The 17327-nt window shown below is 59.5% G+C and carries 14 protein-coding genes; 6 read left to right on the plus strand and 8 right to left on the minus strand.

The features are described 5' to 3' along the window. The first annotated feature begins 5 nt into the window (after nt 1-5). The 5 genes from ACA079_RS19765 to ACA079_RS19785 all read left to right on the plus strand — a co-directional run bounded on the left by ACA079_RS19765 (nt 6) and on the right by ACA079_RS19785 (nt 3283). The gene (locus ACA079_RS19765; RefSeq protein WP_497700603.1) at nt 6-368 is read left to right on the plus strand and encodes a hypothetical protein; all 363 of its coding nucleotides are present in this window, start codon (nt 6-8) and stop codon (nt 366-368) included. A 121-nt stretch (nt 369-489) separates the two neighbouring features. Next, nucleotides 490-618, plus strand: a complete 129-nt coding sequence (locus ACA079_RS19770) for a hypothetical protein (protein ID WP_497700604.1) — start codon at nt 490-492, stop codon at nt 616-618. A gap of 412 nt (nt 619-1030) precedes the next feature. Beyond that, nucleotides 1031-1273 (plus strand): DUF4224 domain-containing protein, encoded by a 243-nt coding sequence (locus ACA079_RS19775; RefSeq protein ID WP_497700605.1) that lies wholly within the window; start codon nt 1031-1033, stop codon nt 1271-1273. 1 nt (nt 1274) lies between these two features. Further along, on the plus strand, nt 1275-2324 hold the full coding sequence (locus ACA079_RS19780; protein WP_497700606.1) for a tyrosine-type recombinase/integrase: 1050 nt from the start codon (nt 1275-1277) through the stop codon (nt 2322-2324). Between the two features lie 794 nt (nt 2325-3118). Continuing rightward, nucleotides 3119-3283, plus strand: coding sequence for a hypothetical protein (locus tag ACA079_RS19785; protein ID WP_447792198.1), 165 nt, complete (start codon nt 3119-3121; stop codon nt 3281-3283). 730 nt (nt 3284-4013) lie between these two features. On the opposite strand, the gene ACA079_RS19790 is transcribed toward ACA079_RS19785, so the two are convergent. The 8 genes from ACA079_RS19790 to ACA079_RS19825 form a co-directional block, all read right to left on the minus strand. After that, nucleotides 4014-4268 carry a hypothetical protein gene (locus ACA079_RS19790; RefSeq protein ID WP_056744446.1) on the minus strand — a complete coding sequence of 85 codons (255 nt, stop codon included), beginning with the start codon at nt 4266-4268 and terminating at the stop codon, nt 4014-4016. Nucleotides 4269-4569: 301 nt separating this feature from the next. Then, on the minus strand, nt 4570-6213 hold the full coding sequence (locus ACA079_RS19795; RefSeq protein ID WP_497700607.1) for a fatty acid--CoA ligase: 1644 nt from the start codon (nt 6211-6213) through the stop codon (nt 4570-4572). A 31-nt stretch (nt 6214-6244) separates the two neighbouring features. After that, nucleotides 6245-8023, minus strand: a complete 1779-nt coding sequence (locus ACA079_RS19800; protein ID WP_497700608.1) for an acyl-CoA dehydrogenase C-terminal domain-containing protein — start codon at nt 8021-8023, stop codon at nt 6245-6247. 7 nt (nt 8024-8030) lie between these two features. Beyond that, nucleotides 8031-10550: an efflux RND transporter permease subunit gene (locus ACA079_RS19805; protein ID WP_497700609.1), complete on the minus strand. Its 2520-nt coding sequence runs from the start codon at nt 10548-10550 to the stop codon at nt 8031-8033. 31 nt (nt 10551-10581) lie between these two features. Beyond that, nucleotides 10582-11655, minus strand: a complete 1074-nt coding sequence (locus ACA079_RS19810) for a WD40/YVTN/BNR-like repeat-containing protein (RefSeq protein WP_497700610.1) — start codon at nt 11653-11655, stop codon at nt 10582-10584. 148 nt (nt 11656-11803) lie between these two features. Continuing rightward, a complete protein-coding gene (locus ACA079_RS19815; RefSeq protein ID WP_497700611.1) occupies nt 11804-13162 on the minus strand; it encodes a DUF1329 domain-containing protein in 1359 nt (452 codons plus the stop codon). Between the two features lie 41 nt (nt 13163-13203). Further along, nucleotides 13204-15216 carry a DUF1302 domain-containing protein gene (locus ACA079_RS19820; protein ID WP_497700612.1) on the minus strand — a complete coding sequence of 671 codons (2013 nt, stop codon included), beginning with the start codon at nt 15214-15216 and terminating at the stop codon, nt 13204-13206. Between the two features lie 127 nt (nt 15217-15343). Further along, entirely contained in the window at nt 15344-15910 is a 567-nt protein-coding gene (locus ACA079_RS19825) for an RBBP9/YdeN family alpha/beta hydrolase (RefSeq protein WP_497704350.1), read from the minus strand. 355 nt (nt 15911-16265) lie between these two features. Here ACA079_RS19825 and ACA079_RS19830 point away from each other — a divergent pair, with 355 nt between their 5' ends. Then, nucleotides 16266-17324: an AraC family transcriptional regulator gene (locus tag ACA079_RS19830; RefSeq protein WP_497700613.1), complete on the plus strand. Its 1059-nt coding sequence runs from the start codon at nt 16266-16268 to the stop codon at nt 17322-17324. The last annotated feature ends 3 nt before the right edge of the window (nt 17325-17327 follow it).

Genomic DNA, 17327 nt, shown 5'->3' on the forward strand with positions numbered 1-17327 from the left:
GCTCCATGCCCACAGAAAACAAACCGGCCGATCCTGGCTTTGACCTGAACACACCAGATGGCGGACGCGGCTACATCGCCCACCTGTGCAAGACCGTGCTCAAGCGTCACGACTACCGTCAGTACATCAATGAGCGGCTGGCCGGCGACTTCGCGTGCTCGCTGGCGCAGCACTTCGAGGATATCAAAGCTCGCGAACAAGCCCTGCAGCTGCGCCTGAACGCAGCGGATCAGCGGATTGATGAACTGACCGCGAAACCATCTGATGCCGAGCGCGAACGCCTGTGGGCAATCATTGAGAATTACCCGAACGGCGACCCGCTCGAATACAACGCAGCTGTGCGCGCTATCACTCAAAGATCGCAGTAACTCCCTCCCCCTTCAAAGTCAGCCTCTATAGCGGCAAAGGACAGGTATTGCCCAATGAAAAGAACAGTCGTTCTGACCGGAAAGGCGGTCGTGAATTTTCGAAAGGTGATTGAGGACATCGATGACGATGAGGTTGCCGAGTTGGTGGCCAGCGATGACTTGCGCGGGGCGCGGGGCGCAGATCGATGACGACGACCTGCTCGACATCGAGTGGATTCATGATGATGTCGACATCAAGGTAACGCCATGATCGCCCTCGCCTACATGGCCTGGCTCATCTACTCGGGGCCACGGCGATGAGAAAAGTCTCCCGCCTTGTCATCGATCCTGAAGCGAAATATGGCTTTCGATGGGACCAGGCGACGTATGAAGAGGCCGAGCAGATCACGGGCTTTCGCCTGGATCGACGCCTCAACTACTCGATCAACCGCGATGGCGAGGTCGAACAGCAATCCGTCTGCACCATGCCTTGCTCGGGCTGCAGTTGCGATTGCTCCAGTTGCTGCTACGGCTACAACGCTCATGCGCCAAGCGGGTGCAGTGAGTGCGGTCACACTGGCCGCCGACGCATGCATTTTGGATTCCCAGCCACCCCGTCAGCCCGCAAGAAACCCTAACCCATTCCCCACCTTCTGCCGCCATGCGCGGCATGGAGCATCATCATGGAAACTGAAATTCTCTCGGACGAAGAGCTGGCAGACCTCACCGGCTACAAAGCCAGAGCCTACCAGCGGCGCTGGCTGACGGATCGCCAGTGGGTATTCGTCGAAAGCCGCGGTAAACGCCCGCTGGTTGGTCGGATGTACGCCCGCATGAAGCTGGGCATGATCTCCCCCGCCATCGCTGACCCTAACCCACCGCCGGCAGCTCCGGCATGGACGCCAGACTTCTCGCGAGTGAACTGATATGCGACCCCGCAAGGCCGAAACACGCAATTTGCCGCCCCGAATGTATCAATGGACGCGGCCACGCAAAAGCGGAAAGGACTGGATTGCCTACTACTACCTGGACCTGACCGGCAAGGCGATCCCATTGGGCAAAGACCTGGACCTGGCCAGGATCAAATGGGCAGAACTCGAAGCCAAGGAAAAACCCCTCGACCTGCGCACCATGAAGGGCATCTTTGACAGGTACATCCGCGACATCGTCTCCAAGAAAGCGCCGCGCACCCAAAAGGACAATCTATCGGAGATCAAGCAACTGCGGCCGATGTTCGACAGCGCACCCATCGACTCGATCACCCCGGCGACGATTGCCGGGTACCGGGATGCACGGACGGCAAAGGTGCGGGCGAACAGGGAGATCGCCACCCTTTCTCACGTTTTCAATATCGCCCGGGAATGGGGGCTCACGACCAAGGAGAATCCGTGCCAGGGCGTGCGCAAAAACAAGGAAACGCCGCGGGACTACTACGCAAATGATGTGGTTTGGGATGCTGTTTACAAGAAGGCAGCTCAAGAGCTGAAAGACGCGATGGACCTGGCTTATCTGACCGGGCAACGGCCGGCAGATGTTCTGGTCATGAGGAAGGATGATGTCGAAGGGGAATATTTGGGGGTGCAGCAGAAGAAAACGCACAAGAAGCTTCGTATACAGATGACCGCTGACGGTGAGGCAAACAGTCTTGGCCGGCTGATCGCCGAGATATCCGCACGCAACGCTCATCACGTCTCGAACTATCTGATTGTAAGTAGGCACGGAAAGCGGATGACCGCGACGATGCTGAGAAAGCGTTGGGACATTGCGCGCGAGAAAGCAAAGTTGGCCGCGATCGAGATCGGCGACGAGCTGCTAGCGACAAAGATAAGTGGATTCCAGTTCCGTGATATCCGGCCAAAAGCTGCGTCGGAAATCCTCGACGTCGGCGATGCGAGCCTGCTCCTGGGCCACACCAAGGGCGACATCACGGAACGCGTTTACCGCCGCATCGGCGCCATTGCAAAGCCGTCAAAATAGCCCGAAAATCCGTTACAAAACTCAAACTCCGCCCCTTGTAGAATGCGGTCTACAGAGGTGCCGAAAAACAAAAGTACTGTAACGAAAAACAGCTACAGGCCACGGTTTCAGCGGCTTTAAATAGCGGTCTTGAAAACCGTCGACTGTAACAGGTCCATGAGTTCGAATCCCATCGCCTCCGCCATATTTGTACCGACAAAGCCCTGATTATTCAGGGCTTTGTCGTTTCTGGGGTTTGAAGAAATCAGCGCCGCTCGGCCTGTGTTCCATAACTATTCTGGAAGCGTTCCAGACTCAACAAGCCCGAGCAAGACTTGAAGCGCGACCTCCAGGGTGTCGCCTCCGATCTGAAGTGGTCAGCGGTGGAGCTGTTGCGAGTCGCCGAACGGCTGAGCTTGGCCGGGAACGAGGCTGATCGTCTGGTGCAATGCAAGAACCTGAGCAACATGTATCTTTTCGAAGGGCTGGGCGCTAGCGGTACGACCGGTGTTCCGTCACTGTTCCCGTCTCGGGATCCTTCGAGGCCTATGGCAATACACCAGCGTATGATTGCGATGAGCTGCACCAGAGCGGAAAGACAGCCGCGGTTGGCGTTATAGGCTCAACGGATCAGATATGTGTTCTGGTGGCCGATACTCTTAAGCTAGAAACTGAAGGCAAGTACTGCCCTGCAGAAGGGTTACTCAATGCTGAAGAAGCAACCGGAAAGCAAAGCAGCGACTGCCAGGGTTCTTCATTGAAACGCAAACGTCCCAGCTGAAGGCTGGGTGTATTAACAGCGAGGCAGATTGCTGATGGGGTTACTCGAATTTTTATCCGACCTTCTCGGTGGTCTCGCTAATCTCCAGCCTTACGAAAAGCCTCGCAGGGTCTTCACGCGCGGCTTTGTTGCATTCTGCGTGTTGGTGGCTGTTTTTGAGCTGATAGCGCTGAACCAGTTCTATGGCGCGCGCGGCTGAAATCTAGCTACCCGATCGTCGATTTATAAATTGAAATGGAATTTATGAAAAAGCTGCTTTTCTCGCTCTTTATGGGCTTGCTTCTTTCAGGTTGCGCCAGCACGCCTCCACAGCTGCCCCCGAATGCTTCGTACGATTGCGGAGCAAAGAGATAGGCTCTACAAGCCATGATATCCGCCCGGCCCAGCGCCGGGCTTTTCGTATCTGTCTGTCACACCTTCGTCACACCGACCCAGCACAATGCAGTCAGCCAAAGGGATTTGGCCACGTGCATAAAGAACCCGGCCTAGCGCCGGGTTTTTTCGTATCTGCGACATGCTTTTCACAAAGCGCTCACGGAATGGAGCGCAGATTGATCGGACAAAAGGATTTGACCCCATACAGAAAGCCCGCAATACGCGGGCTTTTTGTTGTCAGCCATTCCCGCTGCTAAGCTCCCTACTCCCTCGAATGGAGTCGAAGCTATACCCTCCCCCGAATACTCTCTCCCTGATGTCCTTGAACGCCGGCATCACAATCAACTCGCCCTTGAGGCTGCTCTGAACATCACCACGACTGGTGAAGATGACAACGGTAACGGGCCGGGCGCGCGAGTAACGCCGCACTATGCCGCCATGGCCGAACGCCGAATTGCAGCGGCCTGGCTCGACGGCGCGGCACAGATGGACGTTTTTCACGACTCTGCGCCAGCCGCCTGCCCCACCCTAACCTATTGCGCTGATTACTGTTTTCAAGCCGAAAGATCAGGCCCAAGAGTCAAATCGATGTCTAGCCTCGCCAATGCTTTACCGCGTGCTAACGCCTCATTGAAGCTGTTGTACTTGGCATTTTCACGGATTGCTTCAACCTGCCTTTCTTTGATCTCAACAGCGATTCTAAGTCCTGTTGGCACAGAATCACTGTCGCTATCCCATTCGAAATCAATCTTCGCTTTAACGCCTCGATGCTCATAAACAACTGGGTACGGCCTATCCACTAACACCATTTCGCTCTCCTTGATCCGGCTCCATGCCGGGCCGAACACAAATACCCCACTTCAACGAATCACGCCAGCCGACGAGGATCAGTTAAGGCTAAAGGCCTGAATGAGCAGCACCGCGTCATCGCGCGATTCAACCTTTATGGCCCAGTGCTCATCATTGGCCTTGTGGGAGTCATCAGTGAAGCTGTCGGGAAGTCAGCCGCGCAGCTCCCCCCAAGTCCTCAGTTTTTTAAAGCAGACTGATCTGAAACAGAACACCTCACGATGTATGGCCAGGGTTGACGTAGCACCCACCCCACCTTTTTCAGCCCAATTCGCTCTCCCGTATAAGCTTCTTGTTAATCTTCCCAACGCTTGTTTTAGGGATCTCAGCAACGAACTTGAACTGCTTGGGGATCGCCCATTTGTTGATGCGGCCACGCTCGACAAATCCTTGAAGGTGCGTCTCCAGGATCTTGCGGTCGAGATACTGCCCGGGCTCGCACACCACCAGCGCCATCGGCCGTTCGCCCCATTGCTCATCGGCGATGCCCACCACCGCGACCGACATGACCGCCGAGTGCTCGCTGATCAGGCTCTCCAGTTCCAGGGAGCTGATCCACTCCCCGCCTGTCTTGATCACATCCTTGATGCGATCCTTGATTTCCACTCCACCCAACGCGTCGATAGAGGCCATGTCGCCGGTGTGCAGCCAGCCGTTGTGCCACAACTCGGCGCCCTTTTCGGGCTCCTTCAAATAGCCTTGGGTCAACCAGGGTGCGCGCACCACGATCTCGCCCAGGGACTCGCCGTCATGGGCAACGTCATTGCCACTGGCATCGATGATTTTCAGGTCGACCATCGGTACAGGCGTGCCCGTCTTGATGCGGGTGGCCAGTTGGGCTTGCGTGGATTGATCGAGGTCTTTGTCACGCAGGTAAGTCAGGCACAGCAACGGACAGGTTTCCGACATGCCATAACCACTGTGCACCTGAATACCTTTGGCGTTCGCTTCGCTGGCAATGCCTAAGGTCAGCGCGCTGCCGCCCAGGAGCATTTTCCAGCCATCAAAACGGGTCTGTGCCGCTTCCTCGCAGTTCAGGATCATTTGCAGAATGGTCGGCACACAGTGGGAGAACGTGACCTTCTCCTCTCGATACAGCCTGACCAGGCTGTTGGGCTCGTAACGACCGGGGTACACCTGCTTGATTCCCATCAGGGTGGCGACATAGGGCACACCCCAGGCATGCACATGAAACATCGGTGTGATCGGCATGTAGACATCATCGGAGCGCAGCAGCGGTAACCCCTGATAGACGCCCAAAGTGCCCACGGCATTCAAGGTGTGCAAGACCAATTGGCGATGGGTGAAATACACGCCTTTAGGGGCGCCAGTGGTGCCCGTGGTGTAGAAAAGGGTCGCGACGGAGTTTTCATCGAAGTCGGGAAAGTCGTACTGGTCGGCCGACCCGGCCAACAGGTTTTCATATTCCCCCAGCACCGGTAGCGACGTGTGAGTGGCTGTGTCGTCCGTTAGCTGCAGGTAACCTTTGACGGTTTTGAGCTGCCCCTGAATCTGTTCAACCAAAGGCAGAAAATCGTCATGCACCAGCACCAGGTCGTCCTCGGCATGGTTCATGGTGAAGAGCACCTGATCCGGCGAAAGACGGATGTTCACGGTATGCAGCACCGCGCCGATCATCGGCACGGCAAAGAAACATTCCAGGTAGCGATGGCTGTCCCAGTCGAGCAGGGCCACGGTGTCCCCGGCCTTGACGTCGGCAGCGGTCAAGGCGTTGGCCAGCCGGCGGATCCGCTGGTTGAGGGTCTGGTAGCTGTAGCGCAGTTTGTCGGCATACACGATTTCCCGGCCCGGCTCGTAGCGCACGCCGGACAGCAACAATTGCTTGATCAGCAAGGGATAGGCATAGGCGCCGTCGGCGGGCGGAATTATTTTTGTCGCCATCATGGTTGGGGTTCCCGGTTCTTTTTACGTGGGCTCAGAACTGCTCTGCATCCAATTGATAGAGGCATTCGCTGCCTGCCTTGGCCGACGCGCTCAACGAGTGGATGCGTGGCAGCAGACGGGCGAAGTAGAAGCGCGCGGTGGCCAGTTTGCTGGCGTAGAAATCGTCTTTGGAATGCGTGCTCATGGCGGTTTTGGCCATTCGCGCCCACATGTAGGCGTACGCGGTGTAGCCGAATACGTGCAGGTACTCGACCGACGCCGCGCCGATTTCATTCGGGTTGTTCTGGGCTCGGTCCAGCAGCCATGCGGTCAGTTCGTCGAGGGTGTCGACGGCGGCGTTCAACGGTTGGGTGAACTCGCCGAGGTCAGCGCAGGCATTGGCGGTAAAGTTGCGGATTTCCGAAGCGAACAGCCGGTAGAGCGCCCCGCCGCTGCCGACGATTTTGCGCCCGGCCAGGTCCAGTGACTGGATGCCGTTGGTGCCTTCGTAGATCTGGGTGATGCGCACATCGCGAACCAACTGCTCCTGGCCCCATTCCCGGATGTAACCGTGGCCGCCGAAGACCTGCTGGCCATGCACCGTGGTTTCCAGCCCCATGTCGGTGAGGAACGCCTTGGCCACCGGGGTCAGCAGCGACACCAGTTCCTGGGCACGGGTGCGGGTTGCCGCGTCATCGCTGTACTTGGCGGTATCCAGTTGCAGGGCCACGTAGCTGGAGAACGCGCGCCCGCCTTCGTTCAAGGCCTTCATGGTCAACAGCATCCGCCGTACATCCGGGTGAACGATGATCGGATCGGCGGCTTTGTCCTTGTTCTGCGCGCCCGTCGGCGAACGGCTTTGCAGACGGTCACGGGCGTATTCGACGGCGTTCTGGTACGAACGCTCGCCCAACGCCAAGCCCTGGATACCCACGCCCAGACGTTCGTAATTCATCATGGTGAACATCGCCGCCAGGCCCTTGTTCGGCGCATCGATGATCCAGCCAGTCGCCCCGTCAAAGTTCATCACGCACGTGGCTGAGGCCTTGATGCCCATCTTGTGCTCGATGGAACCGCAGGACAGCGCGTTGTGCTCACCCAGCGAGCCATCGCCATTGACCAGTACCTTGGGCACCAGAAACAGCGAAATGCCTTTGGGACCGGCGGGCGCATCCGGTAACCGGGCCAGTACCAGATGGATAATGTTTTTGGTCAGGTCGTGCTCGCCGCCGGTAATGAAGATCTTGCTGCCGCTGATCTTGAAACTGCCGTCGGCCTGAGGTTCGGCACGGGTGCGAATCAGGCCCAGGTCTGTGCCGGCATGCGCCTCGGTCAGGCACATGGAACCGGTCCAGGTGCCGGCGTACATGTTCGGCAGATAGCGCTCCTTGAGTTCCTGACTGGCGTGGGCATTGATCGACAGGCACGCACCGGCGGTCAGCATCGGGTACAGGCCGAACGACAGGCTTGCCGAGTTGACCATCTCCTCGACCTGAGCCGAAATCGCCTTGGGCATGCCCATGCCACCGAACTGCGGATCACCGCCAACACCCACCCAACCGCCGTCGGCGAATGCCTGGTAGGCCGCGACAAAACCATCCGGCGCCGTGACCGTGCCGTTGCTCCAGGTGCAGCCCTGTTCGTCGCTGTTGCGGTTCAGCGGTGCGATAACTTCGCCACTGATTTTGCCGGCCTCTTCAAGAATTGCGGCGGCCGTTTCTTCATCGATCACCTCGGCCAGGCCAGGCAATTGGGCCCAAAGCCGGGACACCTGGAAGACTTCGTTGAGTACGAAGCGCATATCGCGCAAAGGAGCTTTGTAATCAGACATGGTTGGCTTACTCGGAAGTGGTCAGGGCATGCGGCACGCCCTGGCGTTGAGAGATTTCAGTGTTAGCGGTCTGTGCATCAGGACCCGGCTGAAGCGCCCGTTCGCGCAGGAGGAAATAAGACAGGGCAGGAATCAGCACCAGCGCGCCCAGCATGTTCCACAGGAACATGAAGGTCAGCAGGATGCCCATGTCGGCCTGGAACTTGATCGGCGACCAGACCCAGCACACCACGCCGGCCGCCAGGGTGATGCCCACCAGGCCCACGACCCGGCCGGTAAACGACACGGCGTTGCGGTAAGCCTGAGACAGCGGCAGGCCCTGGCGCTGGTAATGCAACTGCACGCTGAGCAGGTACAACGCGTAATCCACACCGATGCCCACGCCCAATGCGATCACCGGCAGGGTCGCGACCTTCACGCCAATGCCCATGGCCACCATCAATGCTTCGCAGAGGATCGACGTCAGCACCAGTGGCAACAGGGCGACCAGGGTCGCGCGCCAACTGCGGAAGGTGATCAGGCAGAACAACGTCACCGCCGCATAGACGTACAACAGCATGGTGCGATTGGCCTCGCGCACCACAATGTTGGTCGCTGCCTCAATCCCGGCCGACCCGGCCGCCAGCAGAAACTGTCGATCTTCGCTGTTGTTGTCCCGGGCGAATTTTTCGGCGATGCCCACCACGGTATCCAGGGTCTCGGCCTTGTGGTCCTTGAGGAAGGTGATCACCGGCATCAGTGAACAATCGGTGTTGAACAACTCCGGGGAGTTGACCGAGGCTTGCTGCGCGGCGTAGTTCAGCACGTCCTGATTGCGCTGGATGCTGTTGAGTTTGGGGTTGCCTTCATAGGTGCCGGCGGTGATTTGGCGCACCGCGTTGACCAACGACGCCGTCGCCTGCACGCCCGGGTACTGCTGCAGCTCCCAGGCCAGTCGGTCGGCGAGGATCAACGTCTTGTAGTTCAAGCAGCCTTCCGGCGCAGTCTTGATCATCACCGCGAACAGGTCGCTGGACAGCGCGTAGTGACTGGTGATGTAGGCGTTGTCACGGTTATAGCGAGAGTCGGCACGCAACTCCGGTGCGCCACTTTCCAGATCGCCGATCTTCAGTTGCAGGCTGACCATGAAGCCGCCGATGCCCATCAGCACCGCGACCAATACCGCCCCTGTGGCCCACTTGCGCGTGGTGAATCGGTCGAGCAAGTCCCACAGTTTGCCGAAGCCTTTGTGCCCTTCTGCGCGCGTGTCGATTTTCAGCGCACGCTCGGCAGCCTTGGCGCCGACGCCGACATACGACAGCGCCACCGGCATCAACAATAGCGAGGTAAAAATCAGCACCGCCACACCGATACTGGCGGTGATCGCCAGATCCCGGATTACCGGAATATCGATCAGCATCAGTACCGCGAATCCGACGGCGTCGGCCAGCAGCGCGGTGACGCCGGCAATGAACAGACGGCGGAAGGTGTAGCGTGCGGCGATGAGTTTGTGGGTGCCACGGGCGATGTCCTGCATGATCCCGTTCATCTTCTGCGCCGCGTGGGACACACCGATGGCGAAGATCAGAAAAGGCACCAGCACCGAGTACGGGTCAATGGCATAGCCGAGCCAGGCGACAATGCCGAGTTGCCAGACCACCGCAATCAGCGAGCAGCCGACCACCAGCAAGGTGCTGCGCACGCAGCGGGTGTAGGCGTAAATGATGATCAGTGAAGTGACCACGGCCAGGCCGAAGAACATCATCACCTGAATCAGCCCGTCGATCAGGTCGCCCATCAGTTTGGCGAAACCGATCACCCGGACTTTGTATTGGCCCTTGCCCTCCTCCCCGGCCTTGCGTGCAGCGCTGTCGCCGGCAAATTCGATCTTGTCGCGCAACTGCTCTTCGAGCATCTGCGAAAAGGCGTGGTAGTCGATGCGTTGACCGCTGGCCGTGGCCTTGTCCAGCAGGGGGACGATCAGCATGCTCGATTTGTAGTCGCTGGCCACAAGGCTGCCGACGATACCGGCGCGGGAAATGTTCTGGCGCAGCTGTTCTATTTGCTCAGGCTTGCCTTCATAGGTGTCGGGCATCACCGGGCCACCCTGGAACCCTTCCTCGGTGACTTCGGTCCAGCGCACCGCCGGGCTCCATAACGACTTCATCCAGGCGCGGTCGACGCCTTCGGTGAGGAACAATTTGTCATTGACCTGCTTGAGCACGTCCAGGTAACCGGGATCGAAAATATCGCCCTGAGTGTTCTCCACCACCACCCGCACCGAGTTGCCCAAACCGCGCAACGACTGGCGGTTTTCCAGGAAGTTCTGGATGTACGGCTGACTCTGCGGAATCATTTTTTCGAAGCTTGGACGCAGCTCCAGGCGAGTCGCGGCCATGTAGCCCAGCACCACGGTGGCCAGCGCCATCAGCAGCATGAACAGCGGACGGTAGTTGAACACCAGCCGCTCCAACCGATTGCCGGATTGGCGGTCGAAGTCCCGCAGATCGCGGATCACCGGCATGGTTTCTTGTTTGATATTGCCCATGTCTGGGTTCTCGCTCTAAGGGTTCGAGGGCTTATTCAACGGACAGCGTCCGTGCACCACGGCTGCCAACCACCACCAGCGCACCGTTGGCGGCGCGCGTGACGCCAGTCACCGGGACCGGCTCGGCTTGCTGCACCCAGTGCATTTGCGCATCGGTGCCCTGGCTCACCAGCATCTGTCCACCCTGGGTGAACAAGCGGTAATCACCATGGGCATCGACGATGCCGGCGGTGATGCTGACGTGCAGGCCACTGTTCTGCGGGGTCCAGCTGAGACCGCCATCGGTGCTGCGCAGCACATTGCCGCGCAAGCCATAGACGAGCGCTTCCCCGGGCTTGCCGAGCACGCCGAAAAAACTGCCCTGATAGGGTGTTTGCACGGCGGCGAACCGCTGTTGGGTGTCATCCCATTTCAGCAACAAGCCCTGCTCGCCGGCGATGTACAGCGCATCGCCGGTGGAGGCGATGGCGTTGAGGTGAAAGCCCTGCGGGTTGTCGGTGCGGTCCTGGAACGGTGTCCAGCTCTGGCCGCCATCCTCGGTGCGCAGGATCAGGTTAAACACCCCGACCACATAGCCGAGGTGCTCGTTGGCGAACCAGACATCGAGCAAGGGTTTGTCGGCGCCCTGCGCCACCAGACGCTCACCTTCGGCGACCAGCAGTGGCCATTGTTCGTTGTCAGGTTCTGCACGGGCCAACGCGCTGTAATGCTTGACCAGCAAGGCCCCGATTTCGCGGCCGTCCAGTTGCTTGCGCCAGGTCGCACCCGCGTCATTGCTGTGCAACACCACGCCGTCACCGCCCACCGCCCAGCCCTGGGTGGCGGAAGGAAAACTCACGGCATTGAGGTCGGCACTGATCGGCACCGCGGCCTGTTGCCAGTGCTTGCCGGAATCATCGGAAAACAGAATATGGCCACGCTGGCCGACGGCGATCACGCGCTCACCGGCGCGGGCCATGCCGGACAACGGACTGTTGATGGCCAACGCACTGACCCTGGCGGGCAAGTCCAGCACATCGACGTAATCGGCCGCGTGGGCGACGCCCTGCAACAGGCCGAGCACAACGCCAAACGCCACCTGCAAATAATTCTTATACGAACACATACCGCGTCCTCTTCGGAAAACCGCGCCGGGACACACATCCGTGTGTCTGACGTTCACACCTGGCGCCCGCGACGATCGGCGTGCACCGACCACCACACGGTCCACGCCTTGTGAGCAGTGGACCCTGTGGGCGTTTTTTTGCGGGGGCTTAGCGAATGCCGCTGCCGGCCAGGGATTCCGACGACCATTGCGCCTTGGAAAGCGGATCGATGTACTTGATGCCGCCGTAAGGCCCGACCACGCCGTTGATGTTGTAGGAACCACCCACCAGGTCATAGATCATGAAGGGCGTGGAATCCGGGATCTGCTTGTCGTAGCTCTGGCTGAGGAACGCGAAGGAGCCACGGTACAACTGCCCACGGGCGTCGTATTGGTCGGAGGCCAGAGCGGTCCAGCTGTCTTCATCGAGGTAGAAGCGGCGCTTCTGATAGATGTGTCGAGCGCCGGCCTTGAGGTTGCCCTCCACCACCCAGACGCGGTGTTTTTCCCAACGCACGTAATCGGGAGCCAGGTGATTGGCGGTGGTCAGCGACTTGGGATCCTGGGCGTAAGTCAGCTTGTAGGTGTTGTAGGGCACGATCATTTCCTGCTTGCCCACCAGCTTCCAGTCGTAGCGGTCCAGTGCACCGTTGAACACGAAAACATCGTCGTAGGTGCCCGCGCCAGCGGTGCCGGGGTTAGGCGTGTCGTAGGCCAGGTTCGGTGCCAGCTTGACCCGACGCTGGCCCGGCAAGTACTGCCAGGCGCGGCGCGGTTGCTGCAGAGGATTGGCGGCGTCCTTGAGCATCACCGCTTCACCGGCCCGGCGCGCAGGGCCGGTGTAGGACAGCTTCATCTGGTAGTACACGTCGGCGCTGCTGATCGGCTGCGCCAGGTTCTCGTAGATCGGATAGGAAATGAACGCCTGCCCGGTGGTCGCCAGGCTCGGCACGCCGGCGGAGTCGACGTTCCAGGAGTCGTACTTGGAATTGATGCTCACGCCCTGATAGCGCAGCAGGAAGTTCCACATTGCTTCGTTGCCCGACTGCGGGATCGGGAACGGCACGCCCGGCAGCACGTTATCGATGGCCAAACCGCCTTCGAGGGACTTGGCGCCGCTGGCATTCTTCACGCCGTTATCGAGGATGGCTTTGGGCAGCGAAACGGTGCGGTGGGTCGGGTAGACATTGACGTGAAAGCTCGGGAAACGTTTGGCCAGTTCCGCCGTGGTTGCACTGAGCATGCCCTTGTACTGATCAACGTTTTTGCCGTCGATCACCAGCAACGGTTTTTCGTTGACGAAGGGATCCGGACGCATGCTGTCACCGGATTTGAAACTGGCTGGCGGCGTGGTCAGGCCACCGTCATAAGCGGGGATGGAACCATCAGCGTTCCCGGCCTTTTCGGCGCCCACCAGGGTCAGGCTGCTGCCCAATTTAGCAACGTCCTGAGTTGAAACAGCGGCCTGTGCCTGGGCGGCAAGGACCATGGCCAGCGAAGCGGCCAACACGGTTTTTGCGAATTTCATCTTGTTATTCTCCTGCTTGCATTGAGCAAATCAGTGGTGAATCAAAAAGTGGTTTTCATCGTCAGGTAAACGGCGCCACGGTCCTCAGTCGTTGCACCACCACCGGAGAAGGCCGAGTAGCCACCGGCGTAACAGGCGTAGTTTTCATTGCCGCTAAAGGCATTGGGTGTGGAGCCGTCGCCGCTGCCGGCATTGGCTGCGCCGGTGCTCAGACCGCTGGCGTCGCACTTGTCGGTCTTGCCGAAAGAGTCCACGTACTTCAGGTCAACGAAGTATTTGTTGTACACAACGGCCCCGAGGCCGATGGCGTAGTTACCGGTGTCTTTGGCACCGCCACCGGACACTGGTGAGACGCCGTCGAGACCGACGTTGATGGACATCGGCGCGTTGAGGTCGACACCGGGAAACACCTGGTACCAGGTCGGCGTGAAGTTGACCGCGATGCCCCAGTTGTCCCGGGTCGGCTGGTCGATGCCGCGATAGGTGTCCTTGCCCTTGTAGAGCGCTTCGTTCTTGCTATCGAGCTTGAGCAGGTTGCTGTAATACAGCTCGCCAAGCAGGGTTGCCGAATCGAACACAGGTGTTTTAGCAATGGTCATCAGACCGTTGAGCGTCCAGTGCAAGGTGTCGCCGGTGGCGGCCATGCTGTCGCCCTTTTGCGGGGTGTCGTAGACCACACCGGTGGCAGCCGTACGCGCCGGCAACAGGCCAAGACCCGCGCCCAGGCCCAGCGGACTGTTAGTGCTGACCACCGCCGGAATACTGGCCAGCGGCATGTTGTGTCGAATGTTCAGGTCCGAACCGACGCTCACACCGCCCACATCCTTGGACAGGCTCAGGCCAACGATCTTGATGTTGTCGGCATAGGCCATTTGATAGGTGGCGGTGCTCAGCGAGTTGAGCGTATTGACCACCGCAGGCACTTGCCCTGCCGGCCGGGTGCCGTTGGGGTTGGCCGAACTCAGGCCTCTGGCATCCAGCCAGGCTTGCGGCAGGATTTCCGAGGTTTCGCGGTAGTAAACGCCGAGGGTGCCATCCAGCCAGGCCGGCGACCACTTGGCCATAACGCCCCAGTCACCGCGCTTGTCCGGCGTCAGGTCGTGACCGCGACGCACGTTGGTCAAGCCGTTGCACGGCGCCAGACCGCACCCCAGTGGACTGCCCGGCACCACGCCATTGGTATTGCCCAGCAGGAACGACTGCGCACCGAAACCGACCAGATCGGAACCACCGTAATAAGTGCCCGCTTCCGGCAGGCGCGCGGCATCCCAATCGAGGAAATACTGAGCGCCCACGGTCAACTCGGGATTGACCGTGAATGACATCGACAGCTGATTACGCGGAACGAACAGCTCCTTCGCTTCAGTGCCCGGCGAGGCGGCCAGTTTGGCCAGGTCCAGGCCGGATTGGCCGTAACTGATCGAGTGCACCGGGTTGAGAATGGTCTCGCCCCAGAACACGTTGTGCTGACCGGCCTTGACGCTCAGCAGCGATTCCTCGCCCACTTCGGTGCTGTAAAACACGAAGGCATCGAGGATTTCGCCGGACGGACCGGTGTAGTAACGCTGGGCATAGTTGCTCAGGTGCGGGCTGCCGTTGCCGACGTTGTCACCGGTGACCGCGGCCAGACGTGGGTCGTTGGCGACCAGCCCCGACCTTGCGTCGTTGCCGTTGACGAACGGGTTGGAATTGGAACCGGTGTTCTCGTAGGCCTTGTCGTACCAACTGGCGGCGCTGACACGGAAACCCATGTAGTTCTGGTAGACCACATCCATCTCGGTCAACAGGTCAACACGGTTGGTGATGTTGGTCCCGGCCTTGCGGAAGTTGTAGTCGCCGTCGTTGTTGTTCGGCGTTGCCAGCATGCGTTTGTCAGCGCTTTCGGTGCGTACGCCGTAGTTGTACTTCACGGTGTTATCAAGACGCACGGTCCAGTCCGGGTTACCTGTGTCGAGCTCTACCGCCTGCGCGACCGGCATGGCTGCGGCCAGAATGGCCGAGGCCAACAAGGTGTAACGCGAGGGTGCGAACCCGTGACTCTTATTGTTGTGCATTGCGTTGTCTCCGCCTTTTTGTATTTGTTTTAAGCGCAGCCGCCCTCGCGCAACCCCTTGTTCCAGGGGTTTACGTTTTCAGGAGTGAGGGCAATTGCCGGATGGCGCGGGCCAACCGGCGCCTGAGTTAGCGATCCAGCTCGAGGATGAGTGCTTCGGCGTGTGGCCAGTGCCCATACCCGGCAGCAGGATTGAGATGACCGACTTCGCCGAGGTTGAGCAGTTCGCTGCCCCAGCCTTCGGCCATGCGCGTGGCGGCGTTCAGGCTGGCGAGGTGGTCGTTGCTACTGGCGGCCACCAGACTGCGGAACGGCAGCCGGCCTTTAGGTAGAGGGTCCCAACCCTGGGTGCGCAGGGTTTCAGCGGATGGATAGCCCTGCGGCCATTGGGCATCAAGGTCCGGTGGAGCGGCCAGCAGCGCGCCTTTGATCGGCCGACTGTGCCGGGCAGCCCAGTGCGCAACCATCAACACACCGGCGCTGTGAGCGACCAGAATCACCGGCCCGTCGATCTGCGCAAGTGTGTGTTGAATCGCTTCGACCCGCTTGCTGCAATCGAGCTTGTCGGTTTCCAGCGGCGGCACACTGCGTACCTTGCACAGCCTGGCTTCAAGCAGCGTTTGCCAATGCTCGGCAACGTGCTCGCGCAGACCCGGTACGATCAGAACGGTTGCGGCAGTTTGCAGTTTGTCCACGTCAACACCTTCGCTTTCTCGATGACTCGACTGGCTCTGTTCGCCAGGGGCTTCTTGTAGGACTGACATTAAAGAGCGCCCGCCCGAGGCGCTTTTCATTGGACGTCAGGCACTTTTCTTTTCATGACAAATTTCCTGGTGTTGGCGCACAGCGACCATTGGTCGAAAGTCTCCGCAAGTTCTCTACAGCTCACTGTAATCAATGGATGAGCGTCGATTGCTCCACAATGACGGTGTGATTTTGGACAGCATTGGGCGAGCGCCCTCGACAACGTCGCAACTGTTCAATTGTTGATGTGCTGGATATAGTCGCCACGCAAATTTGAATCGCAACCGGCCCAGGAAAGACCTTCGCATGCCCAAGCTTGTTCGCGCCGCCGTCTTGACCAACTACCTGGATGTCTCCCAGTACCTGGGATTCAACCCACGTGATGTACTGGCCGACGTCGGCTTGAGCAAAGCCCAGCTGCAAGCCCCTGAACACCGCATTCCCATCGATGCCGCCGTGCGTCTGCTGGAGGACTCAGCCGCCGCCAGCGGCTGCCAGAGCTTCGGCCTGAGCATGGCCGAGTCGCGCCAGCTCTCGCACTTCGGCGTGGTCAGTCTGCTGCTCAGCCACCAGCGTACGTTGCGTGATGCGTTGCAAGTGTTGGTGCATTACCGGCATCTGATGAACGACTCACTGGCCCTGTTCATTGAAGAGGCTGGCAAGCTGGTGATCATTCGCGAGGAGGTGGTCCCTGAAACGCCGATGCCCTGCCGACAAGCCAATGAACTGGCGATCGGGGTGATGTTCCGCCTGTGCGCCGCCCTGCTCGGCGCACACTGGCAACCCTACAGTGTCAACTTCACGCACCAGCCTCCCGATAACCTGCAACTGCATCGCCGTCTGTTCGGCTGCAAACTGGAGTTCGGCAGCGAGTTCAATGGCATTGTCTGTCCCAATGCCAGCCTTGACATGACCACCCCCCATGCCGACCCGGCCATGGCACGCTATGCCCAGAGTTACCTCGACTCGCTGCTGGGCCACGAAGACCCTTCGATGCTGTTCGAGGTGCGCAAAGCCATCTACCTGTTGTTGCCGATGGGACGCGCCACCATCGAGCAGATCGCCCAGACTCAGGGCATGAACGTTCGGACCCTGCAACGCCGCCTCAAAGACGACGGCTGCGCCTTCAACGACCTGATCAACGACGTGCGCCGTGACCTGGTGTTGCGCTACCTGGAAAACCCGAATTACTCGCTGGGCCGGATCGCCGACATGCTCGGCTACTCCATGGCGAGTTCCTTCACACGCTGGTTCATCACCCAGTTCGGCATGCCGCCGGCCGCTTGGCGCAGCGCGCAAAAACAACCCAAGGTACCCAGCGAACCGAGCGCCCTGCCCGGCTCCTCGGAACCCTGGGACGACTGAAAG

This window comes from Pseudomonas sp. LBUM1645 (genome assembly GCF_059716185.1).

Bases quoted from the DNA above. Each gene is read 5' to 3' on its own strand.
- ACA079_RS19805 (WP_497700609.1), bottom strand. From the start codon at position 10,550: ATGGGCAATATCAAACAAGAAACCATGCCGGTGATCCGCGATCTGCGG.
- ACA079_RS19785 (WP_447792198.1), top strand. From the start codon at position 3,119: ATGGGGTTACTCGAATTTTTATCCGACCTTCTCGGTGGTCTCGCTAAT.
- ACA079_RS19790 (WP_056744446.1), bottom strand. From the start codon at position 4,268: ATGGTGTTAGTGGATAGGCCGTACCCAGTTGTTTATGAGCATCGAGGC.
- ACA079_RS19810 (WP_497700610.1), bottom strand. From the start codon at position 11,655: ATGTGTTCGTATAAGAATTATTTGCAGGTGGCGTTTGGCGTTGTGCTC.
- ACA079_RS19775 (WP_497700605.1), top strand. From the start codon at position 1,031: ATGGAAACTGAAATTCTCTCGGACGAAGAGCTGGCAGACCTCACCGGC.
- ACA079_RS19820 (WP_497700612.1), bottom strand. From the start codon at position 15,216: ATGCACAACAATAAGAGTCACGGGTTCGCACCCTCGCGTTACACCTTG.
- ACA079_RS19800 (WP_497700608.1), bottom strand. From the start codon at position 8,023: ATGTCTGATTACAAAGCTCCTTTGCGCGATATGCGCTTCGTACTCAAC.
- ACA079_RS19795 (WP_497700607.1), bottom strand. From the start codon at position 6,213: ATGATGGCGACAAAAATAATTCCGCCCGCCGACGGCGCCTATGCCTAT.
- ACA079_RS19765 (WP_497700603.1), top strand. From the start codon at position 6: ATGCCCACAGAAAACAAACCGGCCGATCCTGGCTTTGACCTGAACACA.
- ACA079_RS19780 (WP_497700606.1), top strand. From the start codon at position 1,275: ATGCGACCCCGCAAGGCCGAAACACGCAATTTGCCGCCCCGAATGTAT.
- ACA079_RS19770 (WP_497700604.1), top strand. From the start codon at position 490: ATGACGATGAGGTTGCCGAGTTGGTGGCCAGCGATGACTTGCGCGGGG.
- ACA079_RS19830 (WP_497700613.1), top strand. From the start codon at position 16,266: ATGCCCAAGCTTGTTCGCGCCGCCGTCTTGACCAACTACCTGGATGTC.
- ACA079_RS19815 (WP_497700611.1), bottom strand. From the start codon at position 13,162: ATGAAATTCGCAAAAACCGTGTTGGCCGCTTCGCTGGCCATGGTCCTT.